Consider the following 14937-nt stretch of genomic DNA (forward strand, 5'->3'; position numbering starts at 1 on the left):
TTAATGATAAAATAGTTGAAAATGATGTTTTAAGCCATCAGATAAATAGATACGATCATCTTTAGTGATGATAATGCCTTCAATGTAGGAAACAGCGTTTAAAATATCAAGAGCCTCTTTAATGGATAAGCCAAACAACCTTGTGGTCCAGATTTCACAGTCGACGGATTGTTTAGAAACAATAGAAATGCTAGCCATCTCTGTTTGTATCGGATAACCAGTCTGTCGATCAAAAATATGATGGTATTCCTTATCGTCAATAATTAGACGGCGTTCATAAGTACCTGAGGTTACAACAGATTGGTTTTTAATTTTGACAGCTCCAATATTTTGTCCCCGTTTCTTTTTCGGATGTTGAATACCGATAACCCAATACCCTTCTGAACGATTAGGATTATCTCCGTGAACTAAAACGTTTCCGCCTAAGTTAATGATAGCAGAATCAATCATCTCATTTTTGAGATAGATTATAATTTTGTCAGCGATATATCCTTTTGCAAGTGCACCCAAATCAATTTTCATTCCTATCTGATTTAAAAAAACAGATTGATTTTTTGAATCTAGAAGTATATGAGTTGGGTCAGATAAAATCATAGCTTCTGATATTTCACTAGGGCTAGGTAGTTTAGCATCTGAAAATCCAATTCTCCAAGTTTGCACTAAAGGACCAATAGCAATATTTAGGTTACCAGGCCTAGCTAAGCTGTGCTCTTTCCCAATTGTGATTAATTCAAAGAGGTCTGGATGTACTTGAATAGGCTTGATACCAGCGTTATTATTTATAGCCATTAACTCTGAATTAAAGTCATTTGCACTAAAGCGATTTTTGTAGAGCTCCAAGAGTTCTATGACCTCTTGGATTTGTTTTTGAGCATTTTTAGAATTAATTTGAATATCGATAGTCGTTCCCATGAGTCTTAAACTATGAGAAAGTTGCAAATTTTCCACCCCCAAAGCAATATATTCTAATGATACCGTTTTCTAACTTGAAAATCAATACTTATTTTCAAATATTTTCAATTTGTCAAGAAATATGCTTGCAAAGACTATCAAAAGAGGTTACCTGGGTAACCTCTTTTACTATTTCTTATTTTTTCTTAAGTTCACCTTGAGGATAGTAGGTTCCTTCAGGCATATCGTTGATAAAAACATGGATATTTTCTTTAGGTGCTTTTGCAATGCGTGATACTACTTCAGTAACCTCGCGAGCTAATTCATTTTTTTGTTCTTGTGAGCGTCCCTCAAACAAGTCAATTTTTACAAATGGCATAATGTTACTCCTTTATGTTATTGGGCATCATTGTAACATAATGTTGTGAAAAAGTACACACTGTTTTCAATGGCTGGGAAAACTTCAGCCTTTGTGGTAAAATAGGTAGAATACTATAGAAAGTAGGATTTTCCGCTTTGGCTCAACTCTATTATAAATATGGGACAATGAATTCTGGTAAAACCATTGAAATTTTAAAAGTTGCTCATAACTATGAAGAACAAGGAAAACCTGTGGTTATTATGACAAGCTCCTTGGATACTCGAGATGAATTTGGAGTCGTTTCAAGTCGTATTGGAATGCGTCGTGAAGCAGTTCCAATTTCAGATGATATGGACATTTTCTCCTATATTCAGAATTTACCACAAAAGCCTTATTGTATTTTAATTGATGAATGTCAATTTTTGAGTAAGAAAAACGTCTACGATTTAGCTAGAGTAGTAGATGACTTAGATGTACCAGTCATGGCTTTTGGTTTGAAAAATGATTTCCAAAACAATCTTTTTGAAGGTTCAAAACATTTGCTATTATTGGCCGATAAGATTGATGAAATCAAAACAATTTGCCAATACTGTAGTAAGAAAGCAACCATGGTTTTAAGGACAGAAAACGGAAAACCTGTCTATGAAGGTGATCAGATACAAATTGGTGGTAATGAAACATATATCCCAGTTTGTCGAAAACATTATTTTAATCCAGATATTTAAAAGATAATCGGTTTTAAAGGAGATACAAAGAAAAATGAATATTTATGATCAATTGCAGGCAGTTGAAGATCGTTATGAAGAGTTAGGTGAGTTACTTAGTGATCCAGATGTTGTTTCAGATACAAAGCGATTTATGGAATTATCACGTGAAGAAGCTAATACTCGAGAAACTGTCACAGCTTATAGAGAATATAAGCAAGTCATTCAAAATATTTCAGATGCTGAAGAAATGATCAAGGATGCTTCTGGTGATGCTGAATTGGAAGAAATGGCTAAAGAAGAACTTAAAGAATCAAAAGCAGCTAAAGAAGAGTATGAAGAAAGATTAAAAATCCTTCTATTACCTAAAGATCCTAACGATGATAAAAACATTATTTTAGAAATTCGTGGTGCTGCTGGTGGCGATGAAGCAGCGCTTTTTGCTGGTGATCTTTTAACAATGTATCAAAAATATGCTGAAACTCAAGGATGGCGTTTTGAAGTTATGGAATCATCCGTTAATGGTGTTGGTGGTATTAAAGAAGTGGTTGCTATGGTTTCTGGTCAGTCAGTTTATTCTAAGCTTAAATATGAATCAGGAGCTCATCGTGTTCAACGTGTCCCGGTGACAGAGAGTCAGGGTCGTGTTCATACTTCAACTGCAACTGTTTTGGTAATGCCAGAAGTTGAAGAAGTAGAATACGAAATTGATCAAAAAGACCTTCGCGTCGATATTTACCACGCGTCTGGTGCTGGTGGTCAGAACGTCAATAAAGTTGCTACTGCAGTTCGTATGGTACACATTCCTACAGGAATCAAAGTTGAAATGCAAGAAGAACGTACTCAGCAAAAAAACCGTGATAAAGCGATGAAAATCATTCGTGCTCGTGTTGCTGACCATTTTGCGCAAATTGCTCAAGATGAACAAGATGCTGAACGTAAATCAACAGTTGGTACTGGTGATCGTTCAGAACGTATTCGCACTTATAATTTCCCACAAAATCGTGTAACAGATCATCGTATTGGTTTGACACTTCAAAAATTAGATACTATTTTATCTGGAAAAATGGATGAAGTTATTGATGCACTTGTTATGTATGATCAGACTCAAAAGTTAGAAGCCTTAAATAAATAATGAATTATGCGCAGTTAATCAAGCATTACGGACAGTTATTAGAAGCTTGTGGTGAAGAAGTCGAAAATTTTATTTATGTATTAAAAGACCTAAAACAATGGTCAACAACTGATTACCTTTTAAATCAAAATAGTAGTGTGAGTGATACTGATCAGCAATTAATGGAAAATATTTTTCAACAGCTTAAAAAACATAGATCACCGCAGTATATTACAGGTAAAGCTTACTTTAGAGACCTTATTTTCTTTGTTGATGAACGAGTTTTAATTCCGAGGCCTGAAACAGAGGAGTTGGTTGATCTAATCTTATCAGAGAATAAAGTAGAAGATTGTTCTGTTTTAGATATTGGTACAGGTAGTGGAGCAATTGCCATTTCTCTAAAAAAAGAACGCCCCTCTTGGGATGTTCTAGCTAGTGACATTTCTGTATCTGCATTAGACTTGGCAAAGGAAAATGCTAATAATTGTGATGCGGAAGTGACTTTTATAGAATCAGATGTCTTTAGTAACATTTCAGGTAAATTTGATATTATTGTGTCTAATCCTCCCTATATTTCTTACAATGACAAAGACGAGGTGGGGAAGAATGTGCTAGCTTCAGAGCCTCATAGTGCCCTTTTTGCAGACGAAGAAGGATTAGCTATTTATCGTAAAATCATTGAAAACTCAAGAGAATATTTGCAACCTAGAGGTAAATTATATTTTGAAATAGGTTACAAACAAGGTGATGATTTACGAAGTTTATTGAAAAGATATTTTCCAAACAATCGTTGCAGAGTTTTGAAAGATATATTTGGTAAAGATAGAATGGTGGTATTAGATAATGAATGATTTGGGACAGATTTTAGAGGATCATGGCGCAGTTATTATGCCAACAGAAACAGTCTACGGAATTTTTGCCAAAGCTTTGAGTGAAGAAGCTGTGAACCACGTCTATGAGCTTAAAAAAAGGCCTCGTGATAAGGCTATGAACTTAAATATATGTGATTTTGAGACTATTTTAAAATATTCTAAAAATCAACCGACCTATTTAAAGCAATTGTACGATGCTTTTTTACCAGGACCGCTAACCATTATTTTGGAAGCTTCACAAGAAGTTCCGCATTGGATCAATTCTGGGTTATTAAGCGTAGGATTTCGGATGCCTAAGCACCCTGTAACCCTTGATATGATTGCTAACCATGGTCCACTGATTGGTCCTTCTGCTAATATTTCTGGATGTGATAGTGGTCGTGTGTTCTCAGAAATTCAAAAACAGTTTAATCATCAAGTTTTAGGTATTGAAGATGATAAAGCATTGACAGGTGTGGATTCTACTATTATTGATTTGTCTGGTGATAGAGTTAAGATTTTAAGGCAAGGTGCAATCACGCAAGAGGTACTAACGGCTACGATACCTGAATTAATTTTTGAAAATTAATTTAATCATCTTGCAACTAATAGTAAAAATGTGATAAATATAATGATTGAAACCATTATTTAAAAGTTATAACGAGCTTAAGGAGTAAAAAATGATTTTTGATAAAGACAATTTTAAAGAAATTGACCAAGAACTTTGGCAGGCTATTCATGATGAGGAAATTCGCCAACAAAATAATATTGAATTAATTGCATCAGAAAACGTTGTTTCAAAAGCTGTTATGGCAGCACAAGGTTCTGTTTTGACAAATAAATATGCCGAAGGGTATCCTAGTCATCGTTATTATGGAGGAACAGATTGTGTTGATGTAGTTGAAAGTTTAGCTATAGAACGAGCTAAGACGTTATTTAATGCTGAGTTTGCTAATGTTCAACCACATTCTGGTAGTCAGGCTAATGCAGCAGCTTACATGGCTTTAATCGAGCCGGGAGATACTGTCTTAGGGATGGACTTAGCAGCAGGTGGGCACTTAACACATGGCGCTTCAGTTAGCTTCTCAGGAAAAACTTATCATTTTGTTTCTTATTCTGTTGATCCTAAGACGGAGATGCTAGACTATGATAACATTTTGAAAATAGCACAGGAAACGCAGCCTAAATTAATTGTTGCAGGGGCATCGGCTTATTCTCGCATTATTGATTTTGAAAAATTTCGTCAAATAGCAGACGCAGTAGATGCTTACTTAATGGTTGATATGGCTCACATTGCAGGTTTAGTTGCTTCTGGTCATCACCCTAGTCCTATTCCTTATGCTCATGTAACGACAACGACAACACATAAGACTCTACGTGGACCTAGAGGTGGTTTGATTTTAACCAATGATGAAGCAATTGCTAAAAAAATTAATTCTGCAGTCTTTCCAGGACTCCAAGGTGGACCATTAGAACATGTAATTGCTGCAAAAGCTGTAGCTTTGAAAGAAGCCCTAGATCCTTCCTTTAAAATATACGGTGAGGATATTATTAAAAATGCTCAAGCCATGGCTAAAGTTTTTAAAGAAGATGATGACTTTCATTTGATTTCTGATGGTACTGATAATCATTTGTTCTTAGTAGACGTCACAAAAGTTATTGAGAATGGCAAAAAGGCACAAAATGTTCTTGAAGAAGTCAATATCACTCTTAACAAGAACTCTATACCGTTTGAGCGACTATCACCATTTAAAACATCAGGTATTCGAATTGGTACTCCAGCAATTACTAGTCGAGGAATGGGAGTTGAAGAATCTCGAAGAATCGCTGAATTAATGATTAAGGCACTCAAAAATCATGAAAATCAAGATATCCTCACAGAAGTTCGTCAAGAAATTAAATCATTAACGGACGCTTTCCCCTTGTATGAGAATTAATGTTATGATGGATTTTTATATCAAACAGATTATTATACATCAGTTTTCTCCTAACGACACAGAGTTAGTGCTATCAGATACTCCGTTAACCCTAACTCCAAGGATTGATGACTACTTTCGTAAAAAATTAAGTAAAGTTTTTTCTGATGAAGCTAAGCGTGGCTATTTTGGAGAGGATAATGTATTTATGAGTCATTTACAAGATGATTTATATGTTTCTTCCTGTCAAATTGCGCAACTTTGGAAAGAAGAGTTTGTCATATCGGAAGATCAAAAAACGAATGACTTAGTTTTTATTCAATTTGACAAGGATGGAATGGAACATTTTGCTTTTCTTCGAATCTCATTAAAGGAACAATTTGCTCATGTTTCTGAAAATCAAGAGCAGCCAATTACAATAACACAGAATAACCTTCCAAGTGCTGCTCAAACTCCAGATGAAGCTTTGGTTGTTAACAAGTCATCAAAGCAATACTATTTAATTGAAAAGCGTATCAAACACAATGGTTCATTTGCTAATTATTTTTCTGAAAATTTATTACAAGTACAACCAGAACAGTCGGTTAAAAAATCTATCAAAATGGTTGAACAGACTGCTCAAAAAATTGCTGAAAATTTCAACAAAGATGATTTTTCTTTCCAATCAAAAATGAAATCGGCTATTTATAAGAATTTAGAAGAAGAGCAAGAATTGTCTCCAGAAAAATTAGCAGATCAATTATTTGATGATAATTTAACAGCCAGGCTGACTTTTGTTGATGAATTGAAAGATGCAATACCTGGACCTGTTCAAGTAAGTGATATTGATCATTCCCGTCAAATTAAGAAGTTAGAGAATCAGAAGCTATCTCTTTCAAATGGTATTGAATTGATTGTACCCAACAATGTCTACCAAGATGCCGAATCAGTTGAATTTATCCAAAACCCTGATGGTACATACTCAATACTAATCAAAAACATACAGGATATTCAAAATAAATAATATGTTTAAATTTTTAAAACGTTTGATAGCATTAATTATTATTATTTTCATTGGGTACCGTCTGGTTATCATCCATGAAAATGTTAAAAAAGTGCTTCAATATCATGATTTAGTGCAGAATACTCTTGCAGAGAATGGTTCAGAGGCTAATGTGCACTTAGTATTATCTATGATTTATACTGAAACTAAGGGAGATGCTATAGATGTGATGCAATCAAGTGAAAGTATCAGTGGAACTACGAACAGTATTACGGATAGCCACACCAGTATTAAACATGGCGTCACTCTGTTGTCACAAAATATAAGTCAAGCTAAAAAAGCTAAGGTTGATGTATGGACTGCTGTCCAAGCATACAATTTTGGTTCTTCTTATATTGATTATGTAGCGGATCATGGGGGTGAAAATTCCATTGAGTTGGCCAAAAATTACTCTAAAAATGTTGTAGCTCCCAGCCTAGGAAATTATAACGGGGACACTTACTTTTACTATCATCCTCTCGCCTTAATTTCAGGAGGGAAGCTCTATAAAAATGGTGGTAATATTTACTACTCACGTGAAGTTCAATTCAACCTTTATTTGATAAAAATAATGGAGTTGTTTTAAGAAGGGTAAGTATGAAAAGACTAACTTATTATTTTAAGGGGTATATCAAAGAAACTATCTTTGGACCCCTTTTCAAATTATTAGAAGCCTCTTTTGAACTTTTGGTACCAATCGTTATTGCAAAAATGATTGACGAGACCATTCCACGAGGGGATAGAAGTAGTTTACTGTTGCAAATTGGATTGATTTTCTTTTTGGCTGCGGTGGGTGTTGTAGTAGCGATAACTGCTCAATATTATTCTTCAAAAGCCGCAGTTGGTTATACGAGACAATTGACAGAGGATCTCTACCAAAAAGTCATGTCACTGGGGAAAAAAGACAGAGATGAATTGGGAACTGCTAGTTTGATTACTCGTTTGACTGCTGATACATTTCAAATCCAAACTGGTTTAAATCAATTTTTACGTTTATTTTTGAGGGCTCCGATTATTGTTTTTGGTGCCATAATTATGGCTTTTTCCATTAGCCCCTCATTGACTATTTGGTTCTTGGTAATGGTTGTCACGTTATTTATCATTGTTTTTGTAATGTCTCGACTATTAAATCCTATTTACCTTAAAATCAGAACTTCAACCGATTATTTGGTAAAGTTGACTAGGCAACAACTTCAAGGTGTACGAGTTATCCGTGCCTTTAATCAAGTAGATAGAGAGAGTGAAGCATTTAATGATATCAATTATCATTATACGAATTTACAATTAAAAGCAGGTAGGCTTTCTAGTTTAGTAACGCCTCTAACATTTCTAGTTGTTAATATCACTTTGGTTGTGATTATTTGGCGTGGTAATTTAAATATAGCTAATCATCTTTTATCACAAGGAATGTTGGTTGCTTTAATTAATTACTTATTGCAAATTCTTGTTGAATTGTTAAAAATGACAATGTTGGTGACATCACTGAACCAAAGTTATATCAGTGCTAAGCGAATTATAGCCGTTTTTGAAAGACCGTCTGAAATAATTGATGACAAACTTGAGCCAAAATATTCGAATAAGGCTTTAGAAGTACAAGAAATGGCATTTTCTTATCCAAATTCTTCTGAAAAAGCTTTATCTGATATTACTTTTTCTATGAATGTAGGAGAAACTTTAGGGATAATTGGTGGAACTGGCTCTGGGAAATCAACCTTGGTTAATTTACTGCTTCATATTTATAAAGTGCAAGAAGGGGATATTGATATATATCATCAGGGAAAAAGTCCAGATACAATTTCAAATTGGCGTACCCTGGTAAGAGTTGTTCCTCAAAATGCTCAGTTGTTTAAAGGAACTATTCGTTCTAACCTTTCTTTGGGACTTGGTAAAGTTAGTGAGGAAAAACTTTGGACTGCTTTAGAAATAGCACAAGCTAGTGATTTTGTAAAAGAAAAAGATGGTCAACTTGATGCCCCTGTAGAGAGTTTTGGTAGAAATTTCTCTGGTGGTCAAAGGCAAAGGTTGACGATTGCAAGAGCTTTAGTTCAAGATAAGATACCATTTTTGATTTTAGACGATGCAACATCTGCATTGGATTATTTAACAGAAACTCGTTTATTTAAAGCCATAACTAAACATTTCAACCAAACTAATCTTATTATTGTATCACAGAGAATTAATAGTATACAAAATGCAGATAGAATCTTACTCCTTGATAAGGGGAAACAAGTTGGTTTTGATAATCATCAATCTTTATTAGCTCATAACAAAGTTTATAAGTCCATTTACCATTCACAAAATTTTAAGGAGGAGGAGTAAATGAAAGCAAGTCATCCTAAAAAGATACAAAAAAAGCTTGTTCAAGATCTTCTTTCTAAAAAAAGCTTAGTAGGAATGGCATTATTAGGGACGGTTGTACAAGTTTGCCTCACTGTTTATTTGCCTGTTCTAATTGGACAAGCGGTAGACGTTGTATTATCGCCTCATTCTATGATATTATTGTTACCTATAATGTGGAAGATGATTGCAGTCATTTTAGCAAATGCTATTATTCAATGGATTAATCCTCTGCTCTATAACCGCTTAATTTTTCATTATGTTGCTTCTTTAAGAAAGGCTGTAATGGAAAAGTTGAATCTATTGCCTATAGCTTACCTTGATAAACGTGGCATAGGTGACTTGATTAGTCGTGTGACTACCGATACGGAGCAATTATCAAATGGTTTATTAATGGTTTTTAACCAGTTCTTTGTTGGTTTATTAACTATTCTAGTTACTATTTTTAGTATGGCAAAGATTGATTTATTAATGCTTTTTTTGGTATTATTTCTGACGCCTTTATCACTCTTTCTAGCCCGCTTTATTGCTAAAAAGAGTTATCACTTATATCAAAATCAAACGGCATCACGAGGACGACAAACTCAATTCATTGAAGAGATGGTGAGTCAAGAAAGCCTTATTCAAGCATTCAGTGCGCAAGAAGAAAGTAGTAATCATTTTAGGACTATTAATCAAGAGTATGCTAACTTTTCTCAATCAGCAATTTTTTATTCTTCAACTGTCAATCCATCAACCCGATTTATCAATAGTTTGATTTATGGCTTCTTAGCTGGGATTGGTGCCCTTCGTATTATGTCAGGGGCTTTTAGTGTTGGTCAATTAATCACTTTCTTAAATTATGTCAATCAATATACTAAGCCATTTAATGACATCTCTTCCGTCCTGTCTGAGATGCAAAGTGCTCTGGCTTGTGCAGAACGCCTTTACTCTATTTTAGAAGAATCGTCACCAAATATAACAGGGACAGAAAAACTTGATTCATCAACGGTCAAGGGTCAAATCGATTTTAAAAATGTTGTTTTTGGTTATAATAAATCAAAACCACTATTGAATGGTATTAATTTACACATTCCAGCAGGAGCTAAGGTCGCTATTGTAGGACCAACAGGTGCTGGGAAGTCTACTTTAATCAATTTATTAATGCGTTTCTATGAAGTTGACGGGGGAAATATCCTTTTAGATGGTAAGCCTATTACTGATTATGAGCCATCACAATTAAGGCAAGAAATTGGAATGGTATTACAAGAAACGTGGTTAAAAAGTGCTACGATTCACGATAACATTGCATATGCCAATCCTAAAGCTAGCCGTGACGAAGTGATAGAGGCTGCAAAAGCAGCTAATGCAGATTTCTTTATCAAACAATTACCGAATGGATATGATACGTATTTAGAAGATGCTGGAGACTCGTTATCACAGGGGCAATGTCAGCTATTGACAATTGCTCGTATTTTTCTTAAATTACCTAGAATATTGATATTAGATGAGGCAACATCGTCTATAGATACTCGTACTGAAGTTCTTGTTCAAGAAGCATTCCAAATGTTGATGAAGGGGAGAACAAGCTTTATTATTGCACATCGCTTATCTACCATTCAAACAGCAGATATTATTTTAGTTATGGTATCTGGTGAAATTGTAGAAGTGGGTAACCACTCTGAATTAATAGCTCAAAAAGGTATTTATTATCAAATGCAAAATGCACAAAAGTAGTAAGAGGAATTATATGAAAAAAAGGCTTCAACTATTATTACTGATATTTATTTCTGCAGTTTCATGGTTTATCAGTAACCAACTAGCAACTAAGAATACGGTATTATCTGTTTTAATAGGTTTAGTTGCAGTTATTGGGATAACGTGGTTAATTGTAAGTCTGCTCTATTATTTGATCGTGAAGTTAATTGCAGTTATATTTCATATAATTGAAAATAATAGAACATCGTTAGATAGATATAAAAAAAGCTAGGAGTAAGTTCCTAGCTTTTTTATTAATTTACAAATGTTGTAATCTCTTTTTCAATATTGGCGATTTTTGTTTCTGCATCTGCTAAATCATTACCGACCGTAGCAATATAGAACTTGATTTTTGGTTCAGTTCCTGAAGGGCGAACTGCAATCCATGAATCATCAGCTAACGTGTACTTCAAAACATTACTTGGAGGAGTTGTTAAGTTAGATATTATTCCATCATTTTTAGTAGCGGTTTGTTTTTGGAAATCTTCTAATAATACAATATCAGTATTGTTAAATTGTTTTGGACCATTTTCACGGAATTTGTCCATAATCTTCTTAATTTCAGCAGCTCCATCCACTCCTGAAAGTGTTACTGAAATCGTTTTTTCAGCAAAATAACCATATTCTTTGTAAATTTCATCAATACCATCTGCAAGTGTTAAACCACGCGAACGGTAATAAGCTGCAATCTCAGCAACCAAAAGAACTGCTTGAATAGCGTCTTTATCACGGACAAATGGTTTAATAAGATATCCGAAGCTTTCTTCAAAACCAAACATATAGGTGTGGTTATGTTTTTCTTCAAACTCTTGAATTTTCTCAGCGATGAATTTAAATCCAGTTAAAACGTTAAACATTGTAGCGCCATAACTTTCGGCAATTTTTGTTACTAATTCTGTTGATACGATTGATTTAGCGAGAGCAGCATTTTCTGGAAGTGTTCCTGCTGTTTTATGAGCTTCCAGGATGTATTTCGCAATAATCGCTCCAATTTGATTTCCAGAAAGGTTTTTATAAGAACCATCTGGTTGGCGAATTTCAACGCCTAGGCGGTCTGCATCAGGATCAGTAGCTACTAAGACATCTGCATCAACTTCTCGTCCGAGTTCTTCAGCAAGAGCAAAGGCAGCTTGGCTTTCAGGGTTAGGAGATTTGACAGTAGAAAAGTCTGGATCTGCCTTAGCTTGTGATTCTACTACAACAACAGATTCAAAACCGGCTTGAGCAAGGGCACGGCGTGTCAACATCTCACCAGTTCCGTGGAGAGGAGTATAGACAATTTTCATGTCTTTTCCAAAGTTATTGATTAAATCTTGATTGATATTAACATCTTTAACCTCTCTAAGATATTCAATATCAACATCTTCACCGATAACTTGAATAAGACCCGCTGATTTGCTTTCATCTAAATCAGCAAGTTCAACTGCAAATGGATTTTCAATAGCACGGATAAAGTCTGTTAGTGCATCAGCATCAGCTGGTGGTAGTTGACCTCCGTCTTGTCCGTAGACTTTATAACCATTGAAAGGTGCTGGATTGTGGCTTGCAGTAACCATAATACCAGCATAGGCATTTAAATGGCGAACAGCAAAAGAGAGTTCTGGTGTTGGACGAAGAGCTTCAAATACGTAAGATTTAATTCCATGCTGTGCCAAGACCTGTGCAGACTCAAAAGCAAATTCTGGAGAGAAGTGGCGCGAATCATAAGCGATAGCTACACCACGTTTTTTAGCTTCCTCTCCCTTAGTTTCGATTAATTTTGCCAATCCTTCGGTTGCTTGACGGACAACATAAATATTAATACGATTTGTACCAGCACCAATATAACCACGCATACCAGCAGTACCAAATTCTAAGTTTGTGTAAAAAGCATCTTCTTTTGTTTTTTCATCCATTGATAGTAATTCTTGACGAAGATAGTCAGGAAGCTGCTCAAAATCTAACCATTTTTGAAAATTTTCTGTGTAAGTCATTGAAATACTCCTTCAATATTTATAAACGCTTTCATTATAACATGTTTTTTTCAATATGACTATAAAATATAAGTAAGAAAAGCCAGGAAGATTTCTTCCTGGCCAGTTTTTAATGTTTAATATTGAGAATACGAGGAACAGTTAGATATACAATGATAGCTGCAATGACCATCTCAGCTAATGAATTAGATGAAATAATCCCAGCGAGCATTAGCTTGATATTCCCATTATAAGTACTTGAAAAAAAGATAAAAATTCCAGATAAAACAAATACTGTGTTTGTTAGAGAGCCTATAGCACCTGAGATAGCCAAACCAAAGCGGTTGTGTAGTAATTTGTAAACGAAATAAGGAATAATCCCGATTAGAATACGTGGTACAAGTGCAATAATTAGCGAATAAAAATTACCATTTTCAACAAAAGGTGAGAAGAGGTAACTCGTTGGTAATAGAACAATGCTGCTGTTAGCTACGCTGATCCCACCCATTAAGGCGCCTAGAGTTGCACCAATACGAGGTCCATAGGCTATAGATGCAATAATAACTGGGATATGCATCAAAGTAGGTTTAATGGGGACTAACCAAAAACTAAAAATAAATGATGACAAAAAATGAATGACAAGCATAATAGCAAAAAAGATTGCAATTATAGCAATGTTAGAGGATTTGTTTTTCCTTTTCATTATAACTCCTTAAATTAAACTAGAAATAGTATACAAATTTACAGCCTAATTTGCAACTTCTTGTATACATTTAAGTATAGTAGAGATATCAGCTAGGGCTCCTTGACCGGTATCACCACAGGCAAGCAAACTAATACGAGGTTCAATTTCCTGATAACCTATTTTTTTCCAAATATCAATGTTACGTTGGGTGATTGTATTATGATACATCTTTGTATTCATTGCTGGTGCGATAAGTTTTGGAGTTTCATCAGGCATAGCAAGAGCAACGCTTGTTACGATGTTATCAGCGAAGCCATATGCTAGATGAGCAATAGTATTAGCAGAGGCAGGTGCAACGATAAATAAATCTGTGCGTTTTGCTAATTCGATATGGTTGATGATTTTTGGGTTATGCTCATCCATAACATCTAAATGAATAGGATTTTTTGATAATACTTGCAGAGTTAACGGTGTAATAAATTCTGTGGCAGCTTGTGTCATTATGATATGAACATCATAGCCAATTTTAGTTAATTGACTTGTAAGGTCTGCTGCTTTATAGGCCGAAATTGAACCGGTGACGGCTAGTGTAATACGTTTAATCATATTTTTTTACCTTTTCGTAAATTAATTGAGCAATGTCTTCTTTGGTGGTAGCTTTATACACATTATCATGATCAAGTAGGTAGGCTATGTGATGTTTTGAGGTAATATCAATGAGGTCATTAGCTAAAATAAACGTAGCTTTATTTTTGATTAAGCTATGACGAGCAACTTTAAAAAGATTTTCTTTAGTAACGTTCACAAGTAGTTTAAAACCTACTAGAATAATTTGAGGATTCCATTTTTTTACAAGGCTGATAACTTTTGGTGTTTTTTTGAGAAAAAGGACTTGATATTCTGATTCAGATGATATTTTCCCTTCGTGGTTATCTTTGCGCAAAAAAGTATCTAAATCATCGCTTGATTTAACCTTTTCGAAATCAGCCATGTAGACGGGGGTATAGTCAGACACTGCCATGCTATGAATTAAAATATCATGCTCTTTCACTAATGGCTTCAAGGTTTTTATTAATGAGTCAACGTCCTCAATCTCAAATATGGATAAGTTGGTAGCAGATTCTGGTTTGATTGCATTTTTAGTAGTCACGAGTGTCACCTGATGTCCTTCTCGTAAATATTTTTCTGCAATTATTTTTCCTAAAGCTCCTGTTGCGTGATTCGTGATACTCCTAACGGTATCAATTTTCTCGGTAGTTCCACCTGATGTAATCAAAATTTTCATAGCCATATTGTACATAAAAAAATGCTTTTCGTAAATAAAAGATATATTTCTTCTTGATAGTAATGGAATTTGAGGGAAACTTA

The 14937-nt window shown here is 34.6% G+C and carries 16 protein-coding genes; 10 read left to right on the plus strand and 6 right to left on the minus strand.

Going from position 1 to position 14937, the window contains the following annotated elements; translation table 11 throughout:
- Positions 1-939: an FAD:protein FMN transferase gene (locus EGX70_RS02130; protein WP_001177176.1), complete on the minus strand. Its 939-nt coding sequence runs from the start codon at positions 937-939 to the stop codon at positions 1-3.
- Between the two features lie 148 nt (positions 940-1087).
- Complete coding sequence (locus EGX70_RS02140) at positions 1088-1270, minus strand: 4-oxalocrotonate tautomerase (protein ID WP_001117229.1); 183 nt, start codon at positions 1268-1270, stop codon at positions 1088-1090.
- A gap of 137 nt (positions 1271-1407) precedes the next feature.
- Here EGX70_RS02140 and EGX70_RS02145 point away from each other — a divergent pair, with 137 nt between their 5' ends.
- From EGX70_RS02145 to EGX70_RS02190, 10 genes are all read left to right on the plus strand, one after another.
- A complete protein-coding gene (locus EGX70_RS02145) occupies positions 1408-1977 on the plus strand; it encodes a thymidine kinase (protein WP_000068112.1) in 570 nt (189 codons plus the stop codon).
- Between the two features lie 34 nt (positions 1978-2011).
- The gene (prfA, locus tag EGX70_RS02150) at positions 2012-3091 is read left to right on the plus strand and encodes a peptide chain release factor 1 (RefSeq protein WP_001028826.1); all 1080 of its coding nucleotides are present in this window, start codon (positions 2012-2014) and stop codon (positions 3089-3091) included.
- Entirely contained in the window at positions 3091-3921 is an 831-nt protein-coding gene (gene prmC, locus EGX70_RS02155) for a peptide chain release factor N(5)-glutamine methyltransferase (RefSeq protein ID WP_001104948.1), read from the plus strand. Before prfA ends, prmC begins: the two co-directional genes overlap by 1 nt.
- A complete protein-coding gene (locus tag EGX70_RS02160; RefSeq protein WP_000998735.1) occupies positions 3914-4510 on the plus strand; it encodes an L-threonylcarbamoyladenylate synthase in 597 nt (198 codons plus the stop codon). Before prmC ends, EGX70_RS02160 begins: the two co-directional genes overlap by 8 nt.
- Before the next feature lie 91 nt (positions 4511-4601).
- Positions 4602-5858, plus strand: a complete 1257-nt coding sequence (gene glyA, locus EGX70_RS02165) for a serine hydroxymethyltransferase (protein WP_000575550.1) — start codon at positions 4602-4604, stop codon at positions 5856-5858.
- A 4-nt stretch (positions 5859-5862) separates the two neighbouring features.
- Positions 5863-6840, plus strand: coding sequence for a nucleoid-associated protein (locus EGX70_RS02170; protein WP_000968655.1), 978 nt, complete (start codon positions 5863-5865; stop codon positions 6838-6840).
- Between the two features lies 1 nt (position 6841).
- A complete protein-coding gene (locus tag EGX70_RS02175; RefSeq protein WP_000472259.1) occupies positions 6842-7444 on the plus strand; it encodes a lysozyme family protein in 603 nt (200 codons plus the stop codon).
- Between the two features lie 11 nt (positions 7445-7455).
- Positions 7456-9177 carry an ABC transporter ATP-binding protein gene (locus EGX70_RS02180; protein WP_000826947.1) on the plus strand — a complete coding sequence of 574 codons (1722 nt, stop codon included), beginning with the start codon at positions 7456-7458 and terminating at the stop codon, positions 9175-9177.
- On the plus strand, positions 9178-10911 hold the full coding sequence (locus tag EGX70_RS02185; RefSeq protein ID WP_000647638.1) for an ABC transporter ATP-binding protein: 1734 nt from the start codon (positions 9178-9180) through the stop codon (positions 10909-10911).
- Between the two features lie 13 nt (positions 10912-10924).
- Positions 10925-11164: a hypothetical protein gene (locus EGX70_RS02190; protein WP_000746858.1), complete on the plus strand. Its 240-nt coding sequence runs from the start codon at positions 10925-10927 to the stop codon at positions 11162-11164.
- Positions 11165-11186: 22 nt separating this feature from the next.
- Here the strand turns inward: EGX70_RS02190 and EGX70_RS02195 are convergent, their stop codons facing one another.
- The 4 genes from EGX70_RS02195 to coaB all read right to left on the minus strand — a co-directional run bounded on the left by EGX70_RS02195 (position 11187) and on the right by coaB (position 14854).
- Positions 11187-12905, minus strand: coding sequence for a phospho-sugar mutase (locus EGX70_RS02195; RefSeq protein WP_000222543.1), 1719 nt, complete (start codon positions 12903-12905; stop codon positions 11187-11189).
- A gap of 109 nt (positions 12906-13014) precedes the next feature.
- Positions 13015-13587 (minus strand): ECF transporter S component, encoded by a 573-nt coding sequence (locus tag EGX70_RS02200; protein WP_123947867.1) that lies wholly within the window; start codon positions 13585-13587, stop codon positions 13015-13017.
- A 45-nt stretch (positions 13588-13632) separates the two neighbouring features.
- Positions 13633-14175: a phosphopantothenoylcysteine decarboxylase gene (gene coaC, locus EGX70_RS02205; protein WP_123947869.1), complete on the minus strand. Its 543-nt coding sequence runs from the start codon at positions 14173-14175 to the stop codon at positions 13633-13635.
- Positions 14168-14854, minus strand: a complete 687-nt coding sequence (coaB, locus tag EGX70_RS02210) for a phosphopantothenate--cysteine ligase (protein WP_032456578.1) — start codon at positions 14852-14854, stop codon at positions 14168-14170. Before coaB ends, coaC begins: the two co-directional genes overlap by 8 nt.
- Positions 14855-14937 lie beyond the last annotated feature (83 nt).

Source organism: Streptococcus sp. FDAARGOS_522, from assembly GCF_003812445.1.
In the GTDB taxonomy this organism is placed as follows: Bacteria; Bacillota; Bacilli; order Lactobacillales; family Streptococcaceae; genus Streptococcus; species Streptococcus agalactiae.

Excerpts from the sequence above, each read along its gene's own strand:
- EGX70_RS02140 (WP_001117229.1), bottom strand. The coding sequence starts at position 1,270 with ATGCCATTTGTAAAAATTGACTTGTTTGAGGGACGCTCACAAGAACAA.
- prfA (WP_001028826.1), top strand. The coding sequence starts at position 2,012 with ATGAATATTTATGATCAATTGCAGGCAGTTGAAGATCGTTATGAAGAG.
- prmC (WP_001104948.1), top strand. The coding sequence starts at position 3,091 with ATGAATTATGCGCAGTTAATCAAGCATTACGGACAGTTATTAGAAGCT.
- EGX70_RS02160 (WP_000998735.1), top strand. The coding sequence starts at position 3,914 with ATGAATGATTTGGGACAGATTTTAGAGGATCATGGCGCAGTTATTATG.
- glyA (WP_000575550.1), top strand. The coding sequence starts at position 4,602 with ATGATTTTTGATAAAGACAATTTTAAAGAAATTGACCAAGAACTTTGG.
- EGX70_RS02170 (WP_000968655.1), top strand. The coding sequence starts at position 5,863 with ATGATGGATTTTTATATCAAACAGATTATTATACATCAGTTTTCTCCT.
- EGX70_RS02175 (WP_000472259.1), top strand. The coding sequence starts at position 6,842 with ATGTTTAAATTTTTAAAACGTTTGATAGCATTAATTATTATTATTTTC.
- EGX70_RS02180 (WP_000826947.1), top strand. The coding sequence starts at position 7,456 with ATGAAAAGACTAACTTATTATTTTAAGGGGTATATCAAAGAAACTATC.
- EGX70_RS02185 (WP_000647638.1), top strand. The coding sequence starts at position 9,178 with ATGAAAGCAAGTCATCCTAAAAAGATACAAAAAAAGCTTGTTCAAGAT.
- EGX70_RS02190 (WP_000746858.1), top strand. The coding sequence starts at position 10,925 with ATGAAAAAAAGGCTTCAACTATTATTACTGATATTTATTTCTGCAGTT.
- EGX70_RS02195 (WP_000222543.1), bottom strand. The coding sequence starts at position 12,905 with ATGACTTACACAGAAAATTTTCAAAAATGGTTAGATTTTGAGCAGCTT.
- EGX70_RS02200 (WP_123947867.1), bottom strand. The coding sequence starts at position 13,587 with ATGAAAAGGAAAAACAAATCCTCTAACATTGCTATAATTGCAATCTTT.
- coaC (WP_123947869.1), bottom strand. The coding sequence starts at position 14,175 with ATGATTAAACGTATTACACTAGCCGTCACCGGTTCAATTTCGGCCTAT.
- coaB (WP_032456578.1), bottom strand. The coding sequence starts at position 14,854 with ATGAAAATTTTGATTACATCAGGTGGAACTACCGAGAAAATTGATACC.